The 20,439-nt window shown below is 64.3% G+C and carries 24 protein-coding genes; 9 read left to right on the top strand and 15 right to left on the bottom strand.

What is annotated here, in order from left to right:
• Position 1: 1 nt before the first annotated feature.
• The 7 genes from ACIA8C_RS09510 to ACIA8C_RS09480 form a co-directional block, all read right to left on the bottom strand.
• Entirely contained in the window at positions 2-1,528 is a 1,527-nt protein-coding gene (locus ACIA8C_RS09510; protein WP_397132736.1) for a hypothetical protein, read from the bottom strand.
• Between the two features lie 48 nt (positions 1,529-1,576).
• Entirely contained in the window at positions 1,577-1,744 is a 168-nt protein-coding gene (locus tag ACIA8C_RS09505; RefSeq protein ID WP_397132734.1) for a hypothetical protein, read from the bottom strand.
• Positions 1,745-1,746: 2 nt separating this feature from the next.
• Positions 1,747-2,139, bottom strand: a complete 393-nt coding sequence (locus ACIA8C_RS09500) for a hypothetical protein (protein ID WP_396990404.1) — start codon at positions 2,137-2,139, stop codon at positions 1,747-1,749.
• Between the two features lie 30 nt (positions 2,140-2,169).
• A complete protein-coding gene (locus ACIA8C_RS09495; RefSeq protein ID WP_397132732.1) occupies positions 2,170-3,312 on the bottom strand; it encodes a hypothetical protein in 1,143 nt (380 codons plus the stop codon).
• Between the two features lie 52 nt (positions 3,313-3,364).
• Entirely contained in the window at positions 3,365-3,511 is a 147-nt protein-coding gene (locus ACIA8C_RS09490) for a hypothetical protein (RefSeq protein WP_397132730.1), read from the bottom strand.
• Between the two features lie 32 nt (positions 3,512-3,543).
• Positions 3,544-4,362 (bottom strand): hypothetical protein, encoded by an 819-nt coding sequence (locus ACIA8C_RS09485; RefSeq protein ID WP_397132728.1) that lies wholly within the window; start codon positions 4,360-4,362, stop codon positions 3,544-3,546.
• A gap of 425 nt (positions 4,363-4,787) precedes the next feature.
• Complete coding sequence (locus ACIA8C_RS09480; RefSeq protein WP_397132726.1) at positions 4,788-5,252, bottom strand: VOC family protein; 465 nt, start codon at positions 5,250-5,252, stop codon at positions 4,788-4,790.
• Positions 5,253-5,362: 110 nt separating this feature from the next.
• On the opposite strand from ACIA8C_RS09480, the gene ACIA8C_RS09475 reads away from it, so the two are divergent.
• The 4 genes from ACIA8C_RS09475 to ACIA8C_RS09460 all read left to right on the top strand — a co-directional run bounded on the left by ACIA8C_RS09475 (position 5,363) and on the right by ACIA8C_RS09460 (position 8,285).
• Positions 5,363-6,346 carry a helix-turn-helix transcriptional regulator gene (locus tag ACIA8C_RS09475; RefSeq protein WP_397132724.1) on the top strand — a complete coding sequence of 328 codons (984 nt, stop codon included), beginning with the start codon at positions 5,363-5,365 and terminating at the stop codon, positions 6,344-6,346.
• A 69-nt stretch (positions 6,347-6,415) separates the two neighbouring features.
• Positions 6,416-6,940, top strand: coding sequence for a MarR family winged helix-turn-helix transcriptional regulator (locus tag ACIA8C_RS09470; protein WP_397132722.1), 525 nt, complete (start codon positions 6,416-6,418; stop codon positions 6,938-6,940).
• 101 nt (positions 6,941-7,041) lie between these two features.
• Positions 7,042-7,410, top strand: a complete 369-nt coding sequence (locus tag ACIA8C_RS09465; RefSeq protein ID WP_397132720.1) for a hypothetical protein — start codon at positions 7,042-7,044, stop codon at positions 7,408-7,410.
• Positions 7,407-8,285 (top strand): NAD(P)H-binding protein, encoded by an 879-nt coding sequence (locus ACIA8C_RS09460; protein ID WP_397132718.1) that lies wholly within the window; start codon positions 7,407-7,409, stop codon positions 8,283-8,285. The genes ACIA8C_RS09465 and ACIA8C_RS09460 overlap by 4 nt, the downstream gene beginning before the upstream one ends.
• Positions 8,286-8,356: 71 nt before the next feature.
• Here the strand turns inward: ACIA8C_RS09460 and ACIA8C_RS09455 are convergent, their stop codons facing one another.
• A complete protein-coding gene (locus ACIA8C_RS09455) occupies positions 8,357-9,085 on the bottom strand; it encodes a hypothetical protein (protein ID WP_397132716.1) in 729 nt (242 codons plus the stop codon).
• Between the two features lie 250 nt (positions 9,086-9,335).
• On the opposite strand from ACIA8C_RS09455, the gene ACIA8C_RS09450 reads away from it, so the two are divergent.
• Positions 9,336-10,496, top strand: a complete 1,161-nt coding sequence (locus ACIA8C_RS09450; RefSeq protein ID WP_397132714.1) for an ATP-binding cassette domain-containing protein — start codon at positions 9,336-9,338, stop codon at positions 10,494-10,496.
• Between the two features lie 147 nt (positions 10,497-10,643).
• Here ACIA8C_RS09450 and ACIA8C_RS09445 read toward each other — a convergent pair whose 3' ends face one another.
• The 4 genes from ACIA8C_RS09445 to ACIA8C_RS09430 are packed head-to-tail and all read right to left on the bottom strand — an operon-like array spanning position 10,644 to position 13,183.
• A complete protein-coding gene (locus ACIA8C_RS09445) occupies positions 10,644-11,183 on the bottom strand; it encodes a hypothetical protein (protein WP_397132712.1) in 540 nt (179 codons plus the stop codon).
• Between the two features lie 17 nt (positions 11,184-11,200).
• Complete coding sequence (locus tag ACIA8C_RS09440) at positions 11,201-12,094, bottom strand: hypothetical protein (RefSeq protein WP_397132710.1); 894 nt, start codon at positions 12,092-12,094, stop codon at positions 11,201-11,203.
• Positions 12,091-12,402 carry a type VII secretion target gene (locus ACIA8C_RS09435; protein ID WP_397132708.1) on the bottom strand — a complete coding sequence of 104 codons (312 nt, stop codon included), beginning with the start codon at positions 12,400-12,402 and terminating at the stop codon, positions 12,091-12,093. Before ACIA8C_RS09435 ends, ACIA8C_RS09440 begins: the two co-directional genes overlap by 4 nt.
• Positions 12,392-13,183: a hypothetical protein gene (locus ACIA8C_RS09430; protein ID WP_397132706.1), complete on the bottom strand. Its 792-nt coding sequence runs from the start codon at positions 13,181-13,183 to the stop codon at positions 12,392-12,394. The genes ACIA8C_RS09435 and ACIA8C_RS09430 overlap by 11 nt, the downstream gene beginning before the upstream one ends.
• Positions 13,184-13,868: 685 nt before the next feature.
• Here ACIA8C_RS09430 and ACIA8C_RS09425 point away from each other — a divergent pair.
• From ACIA8C_RS09425 to ACIA8C_RS09410, 4 genes are read left to right on the top strand one after another with little or no spacing between them, the layout of a single operon-like run.
• Positions 13,869-14,897, top strand: coding sequence for a FecCD family ABC transporter permease (locus ACIA8C_RS09425; RefSeq protein WP_397132704.1), 1,029 nt, complete (start codon positions 13,869-13,871; stop codon positions 14,895-14,897).
• Positions 14,894-15,988, top strand: a complete 1,095-nt coding sequence (locus tag ACIA8C_RS09420; RefSeq protein ID WP_397132702.1) for a FecCD family ABC transporter permease — start codon at positions 14,894-14,896, stop codon at positions 15,986-15,988. Before ACIA8C_RS09425 ends, ACIA8C_RS09420 begins: the two co-directional genes overlap by 4 nt.
• A 2-nt stretch (positions 15,989-15,990) precedes the next feature.
• Entirely contained in the window at positions 15,991-16,830 is an 840-nt protein-coding gene (locus ACIA8C_RS09415) for an ABC transporter ATP-binding protein (protein ID WP_397132700.1), read from the top strand.
• 14 nt (positions 16,831-16,844) lie between these two features.
• Complete coding sequence (locus tag ACIA8C_RS09410) at positions 16,845-17,864, top strand: ABC transporter substrate-binding protein (protein WP_397132698.1); 1,020 nt, start codon at positions 16,845-16,847, stop codon at positions 17,862-17,864.
• A 7-nt stretch (positions 17,865-17,871) separates the two neighbouring features.
• On the opposite strand, the gene ACIA8C_RS09405 is transcribed toward ACIA8C_RS09410, so the two are convergent.
• The 3 genes from ACIA8C_RS09405 to ACIA8C_RS09395 all read right to left on the bottom strand — a co-directional run bounded on the left by ACIA8C_RS09405 (position 17,872) and on the right by ACIA8C_RS09395 (position 20,431).
• Complete coding sequence (locus ACIA8C_RS09405; protein ID WP_397132696.1) at positions 17,872-18,897, bottom strand: isopenicillin N synthase family dioxygenase; 1,026 nt, start codon at positions 18,895-18,897, stop codon at positions 17,872-17,874.
• Positions 18,898-19,106: 209 nt separating this feature from the next.
• A complete protein-coding gene (locus ACIA8C_RS09400) occupies positions 19,107-20,108 on the bottom strand; it encodes an LLM class flavin-dependent oxidoreductase (RefSeq protein WP_397132694.1) in 1,002 nt (333 codons plus the stop codon).
• Positions 20,105-20,431, bottom strand: coding sequence for a hypothetical protein (locus tag ACIA8C_RS09395; protein WP_397132692.1), 327 nt, complete (start codon positions 20,429-20,431; stop codon positions 20,105-20,107). Before ACIA8C_RS09395 ends, ACIA8C_RS09400 begins: the two co-directional genes overlap by 4 nt.
• Positions 20,432-20,439 lie beyond the last annotated feature (8 nt).

Here is a 20,439-nt window from a genome sequence, read left to right as displayed (position 1 = left end):
TCTACGCCCCTCCGGTGGTCAGCATCGAGTCGACGGCGCTGTCGCTGACCGCCGGGTCGATGATCCTGTTGATATCGGGCGGCGTGAATCCACTCGGCGCGTCACCCACGGCCTCGACAACCCAACGGCCATCGGGTGCCTTCTTGTAGGTCACGGAGATATTCAGGGTGCGCGGCAATGCGCTGTTGCGGTCCGGCTTCTGCCAGTTGAAGTCCAGCGTCTCCCCGACCCGCTTGGCGTCGGCCTTTTTTCGGAGGTTCGCCCGGAAGACCGGGACATCAGCCGGTTCCGGGGTAGTCGAGCTCGACTCGAACAGGTCGCCGCGGAAGAAACTGCCCAGCCGGATATACCAAGGTTCCGCGGCGTACGCTGCACCACCGACCGGCGCGTAGCCCTCTTCCTGTTGCTGATCCGCTTGCCGGTTCGCGCGCCCGAGTGCCCCTGCCACGCCGAATCCGACCCCGGTGAGGCCGGTTACCGTGTTCGAGGACAGCTTGGGCCAGTTGAAGCGGACGGTGACGCCTCGCTGCTGAGCGGCCGCCGCGAACTCGGCAAGCTCGGTGAGCTGCGCCGGCGACGGGTCCTCGAATAGTTCGACATGGAGGACTTTTTCATCGGCGTTGCCACTGTGCTCGGCGCGAAACACCTCCGCGCCCCGAGTTTCACTCCGCGAGAGTCCGCGCTCGAACTTGTCGAACTTGTCGAGACCTTTCGTCAACTCGTCAGCGATCGACCCGGGTTCGGTGTACTTACCGGGACCGTTGTCCAGCGTTTTGACTTGAATCAAGCGCCCGCCGTCGGCACGGAAACTTTCGCTGGACAGCGGCAGTTTCCCCGCCTTGACCCGCACGGTTCCGGTCAGCGGCGTCCGCGTCCCGCCTTCGAGAAAGTCCGCCGCCGGAAAATTGCGCGGCAGTTCGGTAGCTTCCGGGTAATACCTACTGCCCACAAGTCTTTCGCCGGTCAAACCGCGAGTCTGCAAACCCGCGGACCAGTCGATCGGCAGGAACTGCGGCTGTGGGATCAGCAACGGTGCGTGCTGCGCGAGCAGTTGGGCGACGGCAAGTTCGCCGACGATCCTGCGTTCATCGTCCGCCAACTCGGTAAGGGCCGCCGGTGAACGGACACCGATGCCAGTCGACTGAGCCTTCCGGTTTTGCTCGAGTTGCGCGGCGAGAAGGGCGGCGAGTTCTGTTGTGAGGCGCTGCTTTTCCGTGTTCAGCTCGGCCAGTGCCGCTGGTGAACGGACGCCGATTCCGGTACCGAGATCGTGCTCGACTCGCGCGAGGTGCTGGCGGATCGCCTGTTCGGCCGGTACCGAGTGCTGCGGACGAATCCGACGGGCGGGCACCGCACCTCGCGCCGCGCGCAGCTGCCTGAGGACCCCGCGTGCCACCGCCTGTGTCAGCTTGTCCAGGTGCGCGCCGGAAGGAGTCCCGGTCAAACGTACATTGACCGGTAATACGATCTTGCCCGCACCGCTGGCGGTCGCCGGCAGCGGATTCTTGGGCCGTGTCTGCGTTGACATACGTTGTCCTCCTTTCGGTTTCGCGGGCCTGGGCAGGCTGCGCCGCGGTCAGCCGCGGGTGCGCAGGGTCGTGTGCAGTTGGTCGAAGACGTAGGTCGCGACCTGGCGCAGATGCTCTTCGCCCAGTTCGCCGACGACTTCGACTTCCACCGGGAAGTGGTAGGTGGGTTGGGGTTCGTCCGCCCATTCGCCGGGCCGGTGGGATTCGGTGGGCACGGCTAGGCCTCGATTCCGGGCTGCAGGCACATGCAGGTGAAGGTCGCCTGGGGGACACCGTCGATGACGACGTTGCTCGGGTTGGCGGAGGTGATCATGCACCTGGCGAACTTGAGCGACTTGAAAGACCAGTCGGTGCCGGCCTTTTCGGCGACGGCGATCTCGAATTCCTTGCCGTTCACGGCAAGCTGGGTCAGCTCGGCGACCACCGCGGCGAATGCCTGGACGGTCATGGTGAAGGTGAAGGTCTGTGGTTGCCGGATGTAGCCGAGGTTTTCGGCTTCGACGCTGTGCACCACCGTGTGCGGCACGTTGAAGGTGGGAGTGAACTGGGAGATCGGGCTGATCACCGTGCTGCCCAGTCGAACTTCGAGTCGGGTGTTCCAGTTGGCCATTGCTCTGTCCTCGGATCCGCGGACCAGCCGCTAGTTGAACTTCAGGTTGATGTGGATGCGGTGCATCGCGCCCGCGTACTCGACGCTGGCCAGCACCTGCGCTACCCGGTCGGTGTGCGCGCGTTTGACCGCCTCGACTTGCGAGTCGGTGAGCGTCGCCGGATCCGCGTCGAGCAGATTCAGCACGGGAACGGTGAGCTGGTAGCCCTCCAGCACCCCGCCCGCGACCAAAGGATTGAGTACCGCCTCCATTTGCAGGATCAAGGCGCGCAATCCCGAACGACTGATCCGCAGATTGCCGATCGAGCCGATGAGGCGGGCCTTGAGCCGGAAGGTGACATCGTCGAGGGTGCGCTGCACGTCGATGAACTTCAGCTTCTGCCGATTGCCGGTGTAGCCCTCACCGAGGTAGACGCCCCCGCCGGGCAGGAGTGCCGGCGATGTCAGCCAGACCACGCCCTGACCTTCGATCGCCGAAGGCACCGTCGGTTCCTCCGACTCTTGACCGTTGATGGTGTCGATCTGCGCATCGGTGAACGAAACGTTCGTGATCGCAACCTGTTTGAGGATCATCGAGGTGGACGGCGGATATCCGGCGATGGTGCCCGCCACCGCGCTCGCGGCGTCGTCATCACTCTGGTGGGCCACGTACACCATCCGATCCGAGACCAGCGTTCCGCTCACCAGGGCCGGGCTGGCGACCCCTTTCGTCAGCATCGCGACGCCCATGCGCTCCTTGCCGTCGCCGGCGGCGGACACGGTGACGACGTGATTGCGCAGCGCCTCGATGGCGCCGCCCGCCGCGCCGGAGGTCGCGGTCAGCGGAGTATTGGCGAGCACGACGAACTGGACATTGAGCGCGGCGGCGGCGGTGAGCGCGCCGGCCGGGTCGGGGACCGGGGTGGGGGACCCGGCGGTCCCCACTTTGATTCCCCAGAGCCGACTCGGGCTCGGGTCCTGCGACATGGCGGTGATCAACGACTTACTCAGCGCGGACGGCGCTGTGGCGCTGGAGCTGAACTTGCTGACCGCCTCGGCCGTCGAGGTCACCTCAACGGCCTCGTTCGCGGTTCCCGCTGTGGCATCACCGATCACGACCATATTTCCGGTCGGCCGGACTGCGGGTGAGAAATTGTCGAAGGCGGGGAACACCCGCACGTAGTGGAGTGACATCAGGATCTTCTCCTAGTAGGGAGTGAATTGAATTCGAGTCGACGCACGCTTGTCACGGCTCGTGGTATTTGGACCGCAGCTTTGCGCGATAGTCCTCGATTTCCGCGCGCGACATGATGTTTGGCGAATCCGGAGCGAGCGGCTGCTGCTCGACCGGTTCGTCGTCCGGGTCCTTGGCCCGAGTTCGGCTCTGTGCCATTTCTGCTCCTTGAATGTGTTCCGACAATCGGCTCAGATGAAAATTGCGAGCGTGCGCTGGCCGGCGAAGAAGGCGGCGATCTGTTCCTGCGTGAATCCACTGCCGGTCACCGCCGAGGCGGGGAATATCACCAAAGGTGCTATATGGGAAGAGATTTCGGCGAAATCCCGGTCTCGGTGCTCGTCGACGACGGGCTCCTGCGCGGCCAGCATCTGCCGTACCTCCCGCAGCGCGGCGGTGAGGTCGATGTCGTCGCGGATCAGCACTCCGATCCGCACCGTCAGCCTGCGACTGGTCGCGGGATCGGCGGGGTCGAACGGCGGCGCGGGCTTCAATTTCGCCTCGGCCAGCAGGTAGTGGAACGCGCCGCGCAAATCCTCGACCGTGGTCAGCCGGTTCGCCCGCATGAACGCTTCCAGATCGAGATAGCGGAACTTCGCACGGAACTCCGCCAGCGTCGCGAAGTCACCGATATCGTTGATACGCAACGAATCCAGTTCACCCGGATCGATCTCGAGCAGCACCGCCGCGGACAGGTCGGCCACCACGTCGATCCACCGCGGTGCGGTGCCGTCGCTGCCGACGATGTCGACATCGGTGCGTATATGCGCGGGCATGGTCTGGGTCCAGTTCCCGGTCCGGCGCACCACCGGGAACAACGGCCGTGCACATTCCACCGACACCACATCTACCGCGGTGACATCGCGGACGATCGCGAACGGCAGTTGATAGACCGCGGAAAGCAGCGTCCGGATGCGGGTGCGCCCGGTATCCGAGGACGGAAAAACAATGTCGTGGACACCAGTCGAGTTGCCGATCTGCAGCAGCACCGTATCGACATGATCGCCCATGTGCACACCTCCCTATTCGCCGCTTCGCATCGCCGAAGTAATTGACGTATCCGCCTATTGAGCCCCCGAGAGCCGGCCCCAGGCCTGCTCGATAGCACCGATCATGCAGGCAGGCTTGATCATTCGGCAGCGCCGAGTTCTGTCAGCGAACCCGCCGGACCGGTGAACGGACCGAGTCAGGGTAAATACGCATGTGGCATGCGAAATGCCCCCGGAATTAGTGGCACGACCACCAGATGCGGAACTTACCGCTGTGCGCTGGGACAGGTTGAGTCAGAATCACAATGGCGGGCTTGTGCCGCGGGCTGAGTGATCCATTACGGAGCGTCGAAACTCCGGTCTGGCATAGGAACAAGACTTGCCGCTGGGCGACAGGAGCGAGGTTTCTCCTGTGCTGGGGTGCGGCCGAGACCGCACCCCACGGGTCAGGCGGTGTACTCGGCTGCGACGTCGACGATCCAGGTGACGCCGAAGCGGTCGGCCAGCATCCCGAAGGCGGGCGCCCACTGGGCGGGGCCGAACGGTTCGATCACGGTCGCGTCCTTGGCGAGGCCCTCCCACATCGGGGCGACCTCCTCGACGCTCCCGCCGCGGACGGAGAGGAAGAACGGTTCCTCGGTGATCGTGCTGCCGTTCTCGCGGCGGGTGGTTGGCGTGGCTGTCCTGGGCGGTGCGTCGGGGCCGGGCACGTCGTAGGCCATCACGCGGAAGCCGTTGTCGGCGACGACCTGGCCGAACACGACGTTCGTCGCGCCGGGCAGTTCGGCGGGCATCCCGAAGTCGGCGTAGGTGGCGATGGTGAGTTGCCCGCTGAACACCGACCGGTAGAACTCGAGGGCTTCGCGGGCCTGGCCGTGGAAGTTCAGGTGAGCAACAGCGTTGAGCGACATGGTGTTCCAGTCCTTCACGAGTGGGTTCGCCGCCGGACTTCCGGCGACAGAACGGACGATGTCACCAGTACCGGACAGGGAATGTCCGCTACTTGTGGCAGTCTGCGGACATGCCACTCGCTTCCTCGGCAACGACCTCCAGCAGGCTCCTGTCGCTGCTGTCCCTGCTCCAGGCCCGGCGCGACTGGCCGGGAGGCCTGCTGGCCCGACGCCTGGGCGTCAGCGACCGGACGGTGCGCCGCGATGTGGACCGGTTGCGCGAGCTCGGTTACCCCGTCCATGCGGTCAAAGGACCCGATGGTGGCTACCGGCTCGAAGCGGGACATCAGTTGCCGCCGTTGCTGTTCGACGAGGACCAAGCGGTCGCGCTCGCGGTGGCGCTGCGGATCGCCGTCGGGACGGGCGCGGGCATCGAGGAGGCGGCCGCGCGGGCACTTGCTACCGTGCGTCAGGTCCTGCCGTCGCGGTTGCGGCAGCGCGTCGACGCGCTGGAGATCAGCGCGGCTGGGCGCGATCCCCAGGTCGACACCGACGTGCTGCTCACGCTGAGCGCCGCCGTCCGCGCCGGCGAGGAGCTACGGTTCGACTACCGTTCGCCGGGACGCCCCGAAGACGCCGAGCCGCGACCGCCCCGCCGGGTGCAGCCACACCACCTCGTGGTCCGGAATGGACGCTGGTACCTGGTCGGCTGGGATCCTGAGCGCGCGGATTGGCGAATCTACCGCGCGGACCGGATGACACCGCGTGTCCCGAACGGACCGCGATTCCCGCCCCGCGAGGTGCCGGGCGGTGACGTGGCCGCTTTCCTATCGACCCAGTTCAAGGGTTCTGCGAGCGCGGACGCCTGGCCCTGCCGCGGTGCGGTGATCCTCGACCTGCCCGCAGCCGAGGTGGCCCCGTTCGCAGGCGACGGCATCGTCGAGGAACTCGGCACCGCCCGGACCAGGCTGACAACGGGGTCCTGGTCCTGGGCCGCGCTCGCCGCGGCATTGGCCCGCTTCGACACGGAGATCGAGGTGATCGGTCCGCCCGAACTGCGTGCGGCCTTCGCCGACCTGTCCCGTCGTGCCGGGCGCGCCGCGGGAACCGAATAGGGCGGACCGATCACTGGATGTGATCGGAGTAACTTTGACGGTTACATAGTTAGGTGCCATATTACATTCATGACGACGGACCCGGCCGCCCCCGAAACCCCCACCCTGGGGCAGGCGCGGACACAGCTGCGCCGCTATGGCCTGGAATCCGAGATCGATCCGCAGGCCGTACTCGTCGCGGTGCGACTGCTGGCCGTTGGGGCGCGGCTCGGGCAGGCGACCGAGACGCACTTCGCGCGATTCGGGCTGTCCACCGGACGGTATCGATTGCTGGCCGATCTCGAGGACGCGGATGGCGAGAAGTCGCCTTCGCAGCTGGCGACGAGTCTCGGGGTTACGCGCGCAACGGTTACCGGGCTGATCGACGGCTTGGCGCAGCAGGGCCTGGTATGCAGGCGCGCTTCGGCTGAGGACGGTCGTGCCGTGGTGGTTGTGCTCACCGCCCGCGGTGCGCAGCAGCTGCGCGATATGGCCGCCGAACATTTCGGACGCTTGCAGTCGATGGTCGGCGGATTGACCCGCGCGGAACGCGCGGTATTCCTCGACCTGCTCGAGCGCGTCGGCAACGGCATGGGCGCACTCACGGCGGACTGACCGCCGATCATCAAACGTCGGGCTCAGCATGTCCATATAGTTAGGGACCTAATTAGACGAATCAAACAGCCGCATCTCCTCGATTCGTATTGTGGCAAGAGGTGCTGTTCGCCTATCTGGCACCCGCGCTGTGTGCGGGCGCAGGGGGATTGGCTACTGGGCAGATGGATCTACTGCGTGCCGCAGTGACGTCGATCGCCGGGACATCCGCGCTGGTCGCCCTTCTGCTGGGAATGTGGCTGCGGTACAGCGGATTCCGCCGCTCTCGGTGGCGACGAGCGGCGCCCGTCGCCGCCGCGGCGGCATTCGGCCTCGGTGCCGCCGCGTTGGCGGCGTTGACTGCCCAAATTTTCACCACCGCAACGTCGTTCCCTGATCGCATTCGCATCGACTTCCCGATCGCCGCCGCAGTGGCCGCCACGATCATCACGTGGCGCTGGTGCGCGGTCCAACGAAAGGCGCACACATGATCGTCGTCATGGGAGCCACCGGCGCGACCGGCAACGCGCTGCTGACCCGCCTGCTCGACCTCGGAGTGCCCTGCCGGGCATTGAGCCGGAATCCAGATCGCCTGCGCGCCATGGAATATCCGCCGGGAGCCGAAATCCGGTACGCCGACGCCACGAACCCTGCCGCACTGCGATCGGCGTTCCACGGCGCAACGCAACTCTTCCTCACCATGACCAACAGCCCCGCCCAGGTCGAACTCGAAACGCGCACAATCGAAACCGCCGCGGCGTGCGGTATCGAACACATCGTCAAACTGTCGGCGCCCGCGGTCGCTTCGAACTCGCCGGTGTCCGTCGCACGCTGGCACTACGCCATCGAGGAGGTGCTACGCGCCACCGGCCTGACCCACACGATCCTGCGCCCCTACGCGTTCATGCAGAAACTGCTTCTCCTCGGCACCCAGGTGGCGACGCAGGGCACCATCTTCGGAATTATGGGCGAGTCCACTTGCAACTTCATCGACTGCCGCGACATCGCCGATGTCGCGGCGGCAGCTCTCACTCAGGCCGAGATCGCCGGTGGCGCATACCTTCTCACCGGCTCACACACCTACAGCTACCCGCGACTGGCAGCCAGGCTGAGTTCCATGCTCGACACTCCGATCCGCTACACCGACCTGTCCTGCACCGACTTCCGCCAACACCTCACCGAACAATCCGGCCTACCAACCTGGCTGGCCGACCACATCATCGAGATCCAGCAGCTGGCCATCGCGCAACCGGAACATCCCACCGATACCGTCGCCCAGATCCTCGGCAAACCCCCGCGCACCCTCGAGTCGTTCCTGACCGAAAACCTCGACACCTTTCGCATAACCCAGCAGCCACATCCGTGAATCAAGGCTAAACGCCTGGCGCGGTATCGATTTGTGGACAATCGATACCGCACTTCATCTGGCCGCGATTTCTACTGCGTCTGGCCTAGGCCGAGGTTGGGGAGCAGCGTGAAGTCGCCGGGCGCGCTCGGTTCGGCGGGCTGGGGGGCCTGCGTCGCGTTGCCGGTGCCGATGACGGTCGTGGTGAAGATCGGTGCTGGGGATGGGTAGCACGACACGGGGACGTTCACCGGGAAAGGACCGGCTTGAGCGTTGACGACCATGGTCAAGCCCGGATCGGCGTAGCTGGTGCCGGCCAGGGTTGTCGTGATCGAGCCGGACTTGCCGGCCGTCACATTCACGGTGAGTGTGGGCAATGTGAATGTCGAACCGCCGGGAAGCCGGTCGGTTACCTTGATTGCGGCTTTGCCGCCGCTGGTGTCTATCGTCGCTTTGACGGTTCCGCCGGACAGGGACGACGACACGTAGGCGGAGTTGGTCGGGAACGGGGCAATCAGTTTCAGGTCACGGACGTAATTAATCTTGTATCCTCCTTGCTCGCTTGGAATCTGGCCCTGGCCCGAAGTCAATGTAATGGCTACCGCGGCACCGGGAGTCGTTGTAGCCGGTGCCGAGCCGGTGACCTGCATGGTCATCGTGGATTCTTGCGGGGCGCCGATCGGCGGCTTGGCCTGACACTTGAAATTGACGGTCACCGGGTCCGCCGAAGCAGGCCCCGCCAATAGCGCGGGCGCGAGTGTCAGTGTGGCAAGAGCCGCGATTGTGGATATGCGAACAAATTTGGCCGAATGCGTTTTCATCGCTGTACCTCGTGAATATTTCGGGCGCACGAACGACCGCAATGTGCCGGACGTGGCAGCGAGCAGTGAATAACAAACCGAACATCCGAAATTTAGATGCTTCTGATTTGGTACAACGATTATGTGCAGACTGCATGGTGCAGAAGAAGTAAGCGGACTGGGGATCTGACTGGGGAATGCGTTGACTCCCAGCTCTTTTCGATCAAAGTGTGCGCAGTCGGCCTCGGGAACCGCGCTACCCGGCCGGAGCGTGCTGATCGCGACGGCGATCGCAGGTGATCCGCGTTTGATCATCGCCGACGAGCCGACCACCGCCCTCGATGTCACTGTGCAGCAACAGATTCTGGAGCTGCTTCGACAGCGCAAGGCCGCCGGTAACGCACTACTGCTGATTAGCCACGATCTCGCGGTGGTCGCCGAGCTGGCCGATCGAGTGCTGGTCATGAAGGACGGCACGGTCGTCGAACAGGGGAGTACCCGCGATGTGCTGACTCGACCGGCGCACGTCTACACGAAACGATTGCTCGCCGCCGTTCCGTCGGCCGACTCACGCGGTACGACGCTGTCGATTCCCGACGATCCGTCGGCCGATATCGACGTCCGCCACCGCCGACCACTGCCGCCTCGCACGGTGGACGAGACCCGAATCGTGTTGTCGGTGCAAGGACTTCGCAAGGTCTACGGCACCGGCCCGGCCGCCCGTACGGTCGTCGACGACGTCGACTTCGACCTGTTCGCCGGTGAGACACTCGGCATCGTCGGCGAGTCGGGCTCCGGGAAGACGACCACGGCGCGGCTCGCGTTGCGCCTCATCGCACCGACCTCCGGCCGCGTCGTCGTCGACGGCGAACCGTGGAGCGAATATTCCGAAAAAGAACTACGCCGCCACCGCGGCACCGCTCAGTTGATCGCCCAAGACCCGCTGAGCTCCTTCGACCCCCGCTACACCGTCGAACGCATCATCGGCGAAAGCCTGGACACGGTAGGTATTCGAGGCCGCGACCGAGCGAACCGCGTACGAGAAGTACTCGACGCCGTCCAACTCGACCGCACTTTCCTCGATCGCCACCCCCGCACCCTCTCCGGCGGACAACGACAACGCGTAGCCATCGCCCGCGCCATCGCCCCCCGCCCGGCCCTGATCGTCGCCGACGAACCGGTATCCGCCCTCGACGTCTCGGTCCAAGCCCAGATCCTCGACCTACTCGCCGTCCTCCAAGCCCAATCCGGCACCGCCCTACTACTCATCTCCCACGACCTCGGCGTAATCCACCACGCCGCAGACCGCGTGGTCGTCATGAAAGACGGCCGCATAGTCGAATCCGGCAGCGCCGACACAGTATTCGACTCCCCCCAACACACCTACACTCGCCGCCTCCTCGCCTCAGTCCCGCAACTCCCCGTGACATGAATCTTGGCACATCGCATCTATTACACCTACCGGGTGACCGCACATAACCATGCGCATCACGCCCCGCCCTGCACCTAGGCGGGGCGGCTCCCGATTCATCTTCGCCATTCCGCTCAAAGTGTCAACGGTGGCTGTGGGTAGGACCGGCTATCGATCGCCCGAGAATTTCGTCGTCAGCTCCGTCAGGAATTGAACGGATTTGCGTTTGTCGTCGTCGGTCAGATGGAGGTCGCCTGCAGCAGTCCGTGTTTCGACGTCCCGGATCTCGAGAATCGCGTTCCAGTCCTTGATGCGGGTCGCGAAACGTACTGTGTTCGAAGGGTTTCCTTCATCTGTTCGCAGGTCGTAAACCCATACTGCCTCGCCCAGTTCCGGCTTCTTCACATATCCACGACGTCCCTGGGTTGGGTCCACATCGCTCGGTGCGTTCCGTACCTGATAACTCCCGACGGGGTTCTGCCCCTGGGCAAGCTCGCATACTCCGCCGACCTTGAGGACTGCGTCTGTCGAGACGTTTGGGACGGCCCGCACTTCGACGGCGTGCAACTCGGTCGTCAGGAAGTTCTTCAGAACGTCGCACAACTCTCCCTGGGTCATCGCCGGACGAGCCTGAGACGACACGGGTGTTTCAGTGGGCTGCGACGATGAGCATCCGGTCATCAAGACCACTGCGGCGGTGGCGACCATGGTTGGGAAGCCAGTCCTCATTGAGGCACCGTCCAATCCGACTTGTCGCCGTCCTTTGTCGATGCGTCGCCGATCGCTTCCCGAATCCCTTCGATGCCGGCCCCATAGGAAGATTTTGCGCCGCTGGGCCATTTATTATCAGGCAGCCCCTTTTGGATGCCGACGATCTGCGATATTTTGTTGCCTTCAATTATATTGGTCTTGGCGGAATCGCCCATGCTCTTGATGATGCCGATGATGAAGGTCCTCGCAGCTTCGACCACCTTTACCAACTCTTGGGCGGCAGAAAGTGCGCCCGTGAACGATATGGAAAGCCAACTCTTGACGGAGTTGAAAAATCCGTCCTCGACCTTCGATATCAACTCTTGTACTTTTATGGCGATCTCGCCATAGAGGGTCAACTCCGCCCCTGCTATGGTCTCCAGGCTGAGTGCAATCTTATCGAATTCCAGCGGCAAGTTGTCCAATGCCGGCTGTTGCCTGGTGGTGCGCATTTCTTCGTACCTGGTAGCGGCATCGCCCGACCATTCGGAGAGCTTGGTGTCAATGAAATCTCCGCTAGCGGCGATGAGATTATTTCTGAGGTTGCGCCAATCGTTTGCGACATCGATGAATTTGACTGGCACATCCAGATCGGCTTCGAGTATCTTGAGCTTTTTCCAGGTTTCACGAATGGCCGCATTTGCCTTGTCGCGTTCAGCCCAAATCTCATCTACGGAATCTTCGACCTGCCCGGTAACCACTGCTACCGGGTTGCTGATCACGCCAGCATACCCATTTGCTCGGACCAGCTCGACAAGGTGCCCACATGCGGAGTCCACCTTCGCCGGCAGATCTCCCACCTCAATTACCTTCGCCCGAAGGTACGCTGACTTTTCGAGCAAGCTTCGCTTGTCATCTGCGACCGTCATATATCTCCCTCGAGCTTTGCCAGCTTTCCTTTGCTGGCGAGATCTTCCGCTTCATATGTATCGGCTGCCGATTTGAGGACTTTTCCGATATCCTCGAAGACGGTGACACCCTCATTCAACCTGTCTCGAAAATAACCAGGAGCTGGTTGGTACTTCGACAGGGCTTCCGCGAAGGTACCTGCTTCCGACGCAGTGATTTCAAGTTTCTTGGTTGTCTCCACCCCGGCCTTCAGGTTGTTGGCAGCTTCGCCCCAGCTGGCGGCAGCCAATCTCATCGCTCGGAGGTTAAGTGTCAGCTTATCTGCCATTGCTCATCCGTTCTTCCAGGAGCCGCAACCGATGGTGGTCCAACTGATATTCCAGGTCATCGTCCGCATAACGTGAGTAATCTCCACGTACGATCCGCTTTGGGCGCATGGAACGGATCTGATCGGCACACCACAGGACTTCGTCCACGATCCGGTCGGGCTGTGTGATTGCTGCCCAATCATTTTGTACTTCGATCGACAGCAGGCGGGAAACATCAGCGGTAAGCCTGACGGAATGTTCTCCGCGAAAAACAACTTGACTCGACGCGTGGAAATTACCGCTGTTGATCATGCTGCTCGACACGGAGCTGTATTCGTCCCAGGTCCGAGTCTCCAGCAAAAGTGTCAGAATTGTTCGGTGATCCGGGATAGCTGCCTCTGAAATTTCTCGGGGAGTCGGCCGGCGGCCAGCTGCGTACAACTGCTCTAGACGCATCTCCATTGCGGCTCTGTACGCCGCCATAAGTTCGTCGCCTACCTCGTGCGGAGCAACATAACGGCTCCACTGCGGACGAATCAGAATGTGGAATGGAAGGCATCCGCCGTCGAGTTCGATTGAGGCGAAGGACGATCCGATACGGGTTGCACTTGGCGCGGTGTCGGCCGCAAAGTGACCCTCGGCCTGCGGCGGCGGGTCGGTGACGACCGCTGATGGTTTCGGCTCGACAGGAGGTGGCACTGAACCAGGCTGGGCGGCGTTGGGCCTTGCCGGCACCAGCGGCTCGTCGTCCCAGTACTCATCGGGGTCGTCGTAGTGGTTGAAGTATCCCCCGCCGGCCATCACATCACCTCATGGCCTTCTGACCACTGCGCGCGACAGTATCCTTTTATGGTTGGAATTGGCATCGAACCCCTCCTGTAGCTGGCCGCGCCTACGGCGCGACTGCCTGCTACCTTCTCGGTCGTCGTCCGGTTTGTCAAGCCGACGATGCTCTTATAACTCGTCGAAACTGTCTGGCCACCAGCAGGATTGCGACAGCACTTCTGTACGCGCCAGATAGCTATCGTTGGCGATGCTGTCGGCAAACGATTCATGACGCAATTCCATTCGGGCATAGTGTGTTCCGTTCGTAGCACGTGAGATCGCGGGCCGTCGGCGAGGTTTTTGCGCTATGACGCCAGATTCGGCTGGAAAGGGCCGCGTGAGCGCGGTGCGACTTGTGCAGAACAGCTCATATATGACTACGCCGCCGTTCGTCGGGCGGGTTATCGGCACGGTGCTGCACTGTCCGGCGACTGGAATGGTTCTCCATGAGATTTTGCCGGATGGCATCCCCTCCGCAGCCCCGACCTTATTTCGTGTGTGGCGAGGCTGGTTGAGCCTGAGTCGCCCCCCGATCGGCAGACCCGAACGCCCGGTCGTCCCTGATCGCACCGCGACGACGTCGATAGCACTGCCCACCGGCGGCGAACAGCAAACCACCCATGAATTAGGGTAGGCAAACCGTATTGATCACGATCGAAGGTTGCCGACACAGATGGATCGCGCCCGCGCCAGGACGCTCCCGCTTGGGATGGGGCTGGTGCTGCTATTGGCAGTGCTTGCGTTCGCGGTGCTGCTGAGCATCGCAGTCGGCTCGCGTGAGTTGACGTTCACTACCGTGATTGATGCCTTGCTCCGGTACAACCCTGCCAATGTCGATCATGCTGTGGTGCGTGATCTGCGGTTGCCGCGCACGCTGATCGGAGTGCTGGTCGGTGTTGCGCTGGGACTGGCGGGATCGATCATTCAGGGCGCGACTCGGAACCCGCTCGCCGATCCCGGGCTGCTCGGTGTCAACGCGGGTGCGGCGCTGTTCGTCGTGCTCGGCATCAGTGTGCTCGGGCTGAGCTCGGTGACCGGTTATGTGTGGTTCGGCTTCGCGGGTGCGGCGGTTGCGGGCGGGGTGGTGTACTTCGTCAGTTCGCTGGGTCGCGACGGGGCCACGCCGATGAAGCTCGCGCTCGCCGGAGCCGCGGTGACCGCCGCACTGCAGTCGGTGACCAGCGGGCTACTGCTCACCGACACCACCACTTTCGACCAGTACCGGTTCTGGCAAGTCGGGTCACTCGCCGAGCGCGACCTGCCGACCGTCGGGCAGGCAGTGCCGTTCCTCGCGGTCGGCATCCTGCTCGCGGTGCTGTCGGCGCGCATGTTGAACGCGCTCGCACTCGGCCCGGACGTGGCCCGCGCACTGGGCCAGAATGTGCCGGTCGCCCGCGGTGTCGCCGCGCTCGCGGTGGTCATCCTGTGCGGCGCGGCAACGGCCATCGCCGGACCCATCGCGTTCGTCGGCCTGATGGTTCCGCACGCGGCCCGGCTGATCACCGGCCCCGACCATCGTTGGCTGCTGCCGTACGCGGCGGTGATCGCCTCGATCCTGCTGCTGGTCGCGGATGTGGTCGGTCGCGTCATCGCGCGACCCGCCGAGGTGCAGGTCGGCGTCTTGACGGCCATTATCGGCGGGCCATTGCTTGTCGTGCTGGTGCGCCGTCGAAAGCTGGTGCAGGCATGAGCGAGCGAACGTCGAACACAGCCGCCCAGGTTGTGGCGGCACCGAGCGCTAGCGGCACAGGCATGACCGGCGCGCTGGCCGCGGTCGTCCACGCCCGCCGCGGTGGCATCTCCCGCGCACGGCTGGTGACGCTCGCATTGTTCCTGACGCTGCTGCTGGTCCTCGCGCTGACGCTCACCGTCGGCTCGTATTCGGTTCCGCTGAGCGAAGTTCCGGGCATCCTGTTCGGTGGCGGCGCCGGGCAGGACGCGTTCGTGGTCAGGCAGCTGCGGTTGCCGCGAGCGGTCGCGGCCATCCTGGTCGGTATCGCGTTCGGCCTCGGCGGCACGCTGTTTCAGCGACTGCTGCGAAACCCGCTGGCCAGTCCGGATGTGATCGGGATTTCCCAGGGCGCGAGCGCGGCCGCCGTCGCCGGGCTGATCGTCTTCGGGCTGTCCGGCACGGCGTTGTCGCTGGCGGCTTTCGTCGGCGCGGTCGCCACGGGCGCGGTGATCTACGGTCTCGCACGGCGCGGCGGGGTCAACGGTTTTCGCCTTGTGCTCGTCGGTGTCGGTGTCGGCGCGGTGCTCACCAGCGTGGTGTCGTACCTGATGACGTGGGCCGATGTCGCCCTTGCCCAGCAGGCGCTGGTCTGGATGATCGGCAATCTCAACGGCCGGAGCTGGCACCACGTGCTGCCGCTGGCGATCGCGCTCGCCGTGCTGGTGCCCGCCGCCGCACTGCTCGCCCCCGCGCTCAACGGACTGCAACTCGGTGACGATGTCGCGGCCGGCCTCGGCCTGCGGGTGGAGTACACGCGGCTGCTGTTGCTGCTGATCGCCACCGCCAGTGTGGCTTTCGCGACGGCGGTGGCCGGTCCGATCGCGTTCGTCGCGTTCGTCGCGAACCCCATCGCCGCCCGGCTGACCGGCGGCGGTCGTACCGCACTGGTACCGGCCGCGCTCACCGGTGCGCTGGTCACACTGATCGCCGATTTCGTCGCACAGCATCTGCTCGGAACCACGCTGCCCGTTGGGGTGGTCACCGGCGCGGTCGGCGCGCCGTATCTGCTGTGGCTGCTCGCCGCGGCCAACCGCGCCGGGCGAGTCTGAGCATGTCTGAAAGGGATAGCGTGACACCAACTCTGCACACCGAGCAGCTGCGGCTCGGCTACGGGCCGGTGACGATCGTCAACGACCTCACCGTGCGCATCCCCGAGGGTCTGGTGACGATGATCGTCGGCACCAACGCGTGCGGGAAATCGACCTTGCTGCGCGGCTTGGCGCGGCTGCTCGCGCCCACGCACGGCGGGGTCTATCTCGGCGGCGAGCCGATCTCCTCGTTGCGTAGCAAGGATGTCGCGCGGGTACTTGGACTGTTGCCGCAGTCCCCGGTCGCGCCCGAGGGCATCACGGTCGCGGATCTGGTCGGTCGCGGTCGCTATCCGCATCAGGGCATGTTTCGCCGATGGACGCCAGAGGACGACGCGGCGGTGGCACGCGCATTGCAGGTCACCGACACCGTCGAACTGGCGTCCCGCTCGGTCGACGAACTCTCCGGCGGCCAGCGGCAGCGGGTGTGGATCGCGATGGCGCTGGCCCAGCACACCCCGATCATGCTGCTGGACGAGCCGACCACCTTCCTCGATATCGCCCATCAGGTGGAGGTGCTCGACCTGCTCGCGGATCTCAACAAGGTCGACGGCACCACGGTGGTGATCGTGATGCACGACCTCAATCTCGCCGCCCGCTACGGCGATCACCTCATCGCCATGAAAAGCGGCGAAATCGCTTGCGAGGGCGCCCCTTCGGACATTCTCACCGCGGCATTGGTCGAGGACGTCTTCGGCATGCAGGCACAGATCATCCCGGATCCCGTGTCCGGCACCCCGATGGTCGTTCCGATCGGACGGCATCGCTCCGGCCGGCCCGTCGCGCCCGCCACTCGATCCTAGAAAGGAATCACACAATGTTTCGATGGACGAAGGCGGTGGTGGCGGTTGCCGCCATCGCGCTGCTCACCGCATGCGCGGCCGATCCCGCCACCACCCCGGCGAGCGCGGGCGATACCGGTCACGGCGATAAGAATGTCGCCACCGGCGGGGCGCAGTTCGCCACCGCCGATACCGAGACCGCCAAACTCAAAGCCGATGTCGGGCCCGGGGTGTTTCCGCGCACGATCACCCAGGCCATGGGCCAGACTCGAATCGAGAAGAAGCCGACGCGGGTAGTCGTTCTCGACTCCGGTGAGCTGGATGACGTTCTCGCGCTGGGCGTTACGCCGGTCGGCATGGCGACCACCGCCGGCCAGCAAGGGGTGCCGTCGTATCTGGCCGACCGGGTGCGCGACATCGCGACGGTCGGTCCGACCAACACCCTGGACCTCGAGAAGATCGCCGCCTTGAAACCGGATCTGATCCTGGGCAGCAAGTTACGCGTCAACGACCTGTATCCCCAGCTGTCGGCCATCGCGCCGACCGTGTTCTCCATCCGGCCCGGCTTCCCGTGGAAAGAGAACTTCCTGCTGGTCGGTGCCGCACTCGGCGCGGAGGAGCAGGCCACCAAGCTGCTCAACGATTATCAAGCCAAGGCGAATCAGGTGAAAGCCAAACTGCCTGGCGCACCAACGATTTCGCTGGTGCGCTTCTTGAGCGGCAACATTCGCCTGTACGGCAACAAATCCTTCATCGGCGTCATCCTCGCCGATGTCGGCCTGCCGAGGCCGGCGAACCAGAACGTCGACGAACTGGCCGTGCAGGTCTCCAAGGAGAACATCGACCAGGCCGCCGGCGACTGGATCTTCTACTCGAGTTACGGCGCGGACGTCTCACCGGACCAGAAGGCGGTGACCGAAGGCCCGATCTGGCGGAACTCGGCCGCGGTCAAGGCCGGGCATGCGATCGCGGTCGACGACGAGGTGTGGTTCCTCGGACTCGGTCCGATCGGCGCGATGCGGGTGCTCGACGACCTCGGCAAGTTCCTCGCCTGAGCGGAGCTCAATCGGCCGGTTGGTAGTCGAGCGGGTCGGCCGCGAAGGTCTTCAGCATCTTTCGCGAGATCCATTCCCCGGCGGTGGTCGCGCCGTAATGCTGCGGCGCGTCCAGGTCGGCGAAGGACCCGATCGGGTCGATGGTCGCATCGTGATTGGGCAGGTAGAAGAACGGAATCGACAGGCGGGACGAGCTGTTGCCGCGTTCGGGGTTGATCACTCGATGCATGGTCGAGACCCATCGACCCCCGGTCCACAGTGACATCAGATCGCCGATATTGACGATGAAACCGCCGGGAATGGTGGGGACATCCCGCCATTCGCCGGCACCGTGGCGGACCTGGAGGCCGCCGATGTCGGTGTCCTGATAGAGGATGGTCAGGCTGCCCCAGTCGGTGTGTTCGCCGCGGCGCAACTGGCCGGGCAGCGGCGTCTCTTGTTGCGGGAAGTAATAGTTGACGGCCACCGAGGAAACGTGATGGTCGAAAATATCGTCGAAGAAGTTCTCGTCGAGTTCCAATGCCAGCGCGAACAGCCGCATCAGGTCGCCCGCCAAACCCGAGAGCGTCGCCATGTATTCGTGCCAGGTGTCCGCGAAGTTCGCGGGCGCGCTCGGCCAGACGTTGGCCAATTTCCATGAGGCCCAATAGTCGCCGAGGGCCGCGCGTTCCGGATCACTGAGATCGCCGGTCACGTGTGCCGAAAAGACTTCGCACAGATCGGGCGGTGTCTTCTTGTCCAGGCTGTGTGCGGTGGATCCCGCCATCCGCCGGAATCCGGAGACGCCGGGCCGATGTGCGACAGCGTCTTTCGCCGCATCGGGCAGGACGAAGAACTCCCGGTTCGTCGCGCACATCCGGTCGATGAGTTCGGTCGGCACGCCATGTCCGACGATGGTGAAGAAGCCCGAACTGGCGCAGGCGGCACCGATCGCCGCGGCGATCGTCCGGCGTCCCGTGGCGCTGTGCCTGGACGACAGGTCGATCACCGGAATGAACCCCTCGACGACGGTCACGTCGTTCTGAGTACTCAATGTTGTTGTCCTCTCACGAAATACGGGTAAGCAGGCATTGAGTATCGGAAGCGTTACGACGAACAGTCGTCCGAAGACCGAGCCGTCGAAAGATTCCGCCATGGCAGGACGTCGACGCGCGCAGAAGCTCTATTTCGGGGCGCGCCGAATACGCAGAACGTGCACGGGGTGGTGAGCGATGCTGAATGCGGCTCGGCATCCCGCGAGCCCTACTCCCGATGAACCGAACGCAGTGCGGGGATCACCGAACGCCCCAGTTCCGCAAGGGCCGCAAGGGGATCGGGACCAAGCGGGGGACCGAACGAAATGTGCCGGGCGCCGAGCGCCTGCAACTGGAGGCAACCCTCGATCACCTCATCGGGTGACCCGACGACAGCCAGGCCCATCATGCGGTTATCGATGAATTCGACGGCCTTGCCGAGATCCCCTGCGCGAGCGTATTTTCCGGCCGCACAGAAGTCCGAAGGTCGCAGACCCGCCGCGGCCAGGTGATCCGGTGAGAAGGACTGTCCGTAATAGGCGATTTTCTCGGCCAGCGCCCGCCGCGCGGCATCGCGCTCCCCGACAGACACCCAGATGCACGCCGGTAGATCGAAGGTTGCGGCCTCGCGCCCGGCCTCGCGCAGTCCGGCGTGCACATCGTCGCTGATCTTGCCGTAGAGGTCCGGACGGGGGAGTAGCGGCAGCGCTCCGTCGGCAACCCGACCGGCCAGCCGCCGCATCTGTGGTCCCGTCGCCCCGACATACACGGGTACCGGCCTGGACAGCGGAAAGCGCAGCGAGCTCGACTCTCCCCACCATTCCGGCAGATCATCCTCGGCAATATCGGAGTGCCCCAGCAGGGCCCGCAGGGCCGTAACCGATTGCCGCACAGTCGTCATCGGCTTGCTCCGCCGCAGACCGGCCCAGGCGAGAAAGTCGGTCGCCCCGGCGCTCACCCCCAGGGCGAACCTGCCGCCGGAGACCTCCTGAGCGGTGGCCGCCACCATCGCGATCTCGGTGGTGTGCGCCGTGTAGGGATTCATGATGCCGATGCCGAGTTGGATGCGTTCGGTACGCGCGGCGAGGGCACCGATCAGCACGGGAGCCGAGCGCAGCAGCAGATCATGCGATATCCAGAGTTGGTCCACGCCTGCCGCTTCGGCGGCCGACGCCAGCCGCAGGAGTTCGTCGTAGGACAGGTCGTTGTTGACACGGATCGAGGTCTTCATTTCTCACCTGTGCTTCCAGAGGTTATGTAAGGCAAAGGGTTCCGGCTTTCTCGCGCACCGCGGGCGCGCCGGACGAGGTATGCGGCTCCGGCACAGCCCAGCGCGGCGATGATCAGCGCACGGAAGAAGCCGGTCGTCGATGGGCCTGCCATCGCGCCGAGCACGGCAACGCCGATCACGCTGCCGATCTGCCGGGCCATGGTCAGCAGCGCCGACGCCGCCCCAGCGCGACCGGCGGCGGCAACACGGAGCATGTCCGCGGTCGCCGACGTGATCGCGATGTCGATACCGAGACCGACGAAGAACGCCGCCCCGACTGTCACCCCGAGCG

Source organism: Nocardia sp. NPDC051321 (assembly GCF_044455225.1).
Lineage (GTDB): Bacteria > Actinomycetota > Actinomycetes > Mycobacteriales > Mycobacteriaceae > Nocardia.
This window is presented reverse-complemented; position numbering and strand designations above follow the sequence as displayed.

Coding starts and splice junctions, on each gene's coding strand:
- ACIA8C_RS09415 (WP_397132700.1), top strand. CDS start 15,991: ATGTCTGAAAGGGATAGCGTGACACCAACTCTGCACACCGAGCAGCTG.
- ACIA8C_RS09420 (WP_397132702.1), top strand. CDS start 14,894: ATGAGCGAGCGAACGTCGAACACAGCCGCCCAGGTTGTGGCGGCACCG.
- ACIA8C_RS09445 (WP_397132712.1), bottom strand. CDS start 11,183: ATGGTCGCCACCGCCGCAGTGGTCTTGATGACCGGATGCTCATCGTCG.
- ACIA8C_RS09460 (WP_397132718.1), top strand. CDS start 7,407: ATGATCGTCGTCATGGGAGCCACCGGCGCGACCGGCAACGCGCTGCTG.
- ACIA8C_RS09510 (WP_397132736.1), bottom strand. CDS start 1,528: ATGTCAACGCAGACACGGCCCAAGAATCCGCTGCCGGCGACCGCCAGC.
- ACIA8C_RS09485 (WP_397132728.1), bottom strand. CDS start 4,362: ATGGGCGATCATGTCGATACGGTGCTGCTGCAGATCGGCAACTCGACT.
- ACIA8C_RS09480 (WP_397132726.1), bottom strand. CDS start 5,252: ATGTCGCTCAACGCTGTTGCTCACCTGAACTTCCACGGCCAGGCCCGC.
- ACIA8C_RS09435 (WP_397132708.1), bottom strand. CDS start 12,402: ATGGCAGATAAGCTGACACTTAACCTCCGAGCGATGAGATTGGCTGCC.
- ACIA8C_RS09430 (WP_397132706.1), bottom strand. CDS start 13,183: ATGGCCGGCGGGGGATACTTCAACCACTACGACGACCCCGATGAGTAC.
- ACIA8C_RS09400 (WP_397132694.1), bottom strand. CDS start 20,108: ATGAAGACCTCGATCCGTGTCAACAACGACCTGTCCTACGACGAACTC.
- ACIA8C_RS09500 (WP_396990404.1), bottom strand. CDS start 2,139: ATGGCCAACTGGAACACCCGACTCGAAGTTCGACTGGGCAGCACGGTG.
- ACIA8C_RS09495 (WP_397132732.1), bottom strand. CDS start 3,312: ATGTCACTCCACTACGTGCGGGTGTTCCCCGCCTTCGACAATTTCTCA.
- ACIA8C_RS09440 (WP_397132710.1), bottom strand. CDS start 12,094: ATGACGGTCGCAGATGACAAGCGAAGCTTGCTCGAAAAGTCAGCGTAC.
- ACIA8C_RS09490 (WP_397132730.1), bottom strand. CDS start 3,511: ATGGCACAGAGCCGAACTCGGGCCAAGGACCCGGACGACGAACCGGTC.
- ACIA8C_RS09410 (WP_397132698.1), top strand. CDS start 16,845: ATGTTTCGATGGACGAAGGCGGTGGTGGCGGTTGCCGCCATCGCGCTG.
- ACIA8C_RS09470 (WP_397132722.1), top strand. CDS start 6,416: ATGACGACGGACCCGGCCGCCCCCGAAACCCCCACCCTGGGGCAGGCG.
- ACIA8C_RS09455 (WP_397132716.1), bottom strand. CDS start 9,085: ATGAAAACGCATTCGGCCAAATTTGTTCGCATATCCACAATCGCGGCT.
- ACIA8C_RS09475 (WP_397132724.1), top strand. CDS start 5,363: ATGCCACTCGCTTCCTCGGCAACGACCTCCAGCAGGCTCCTGTCGCTG.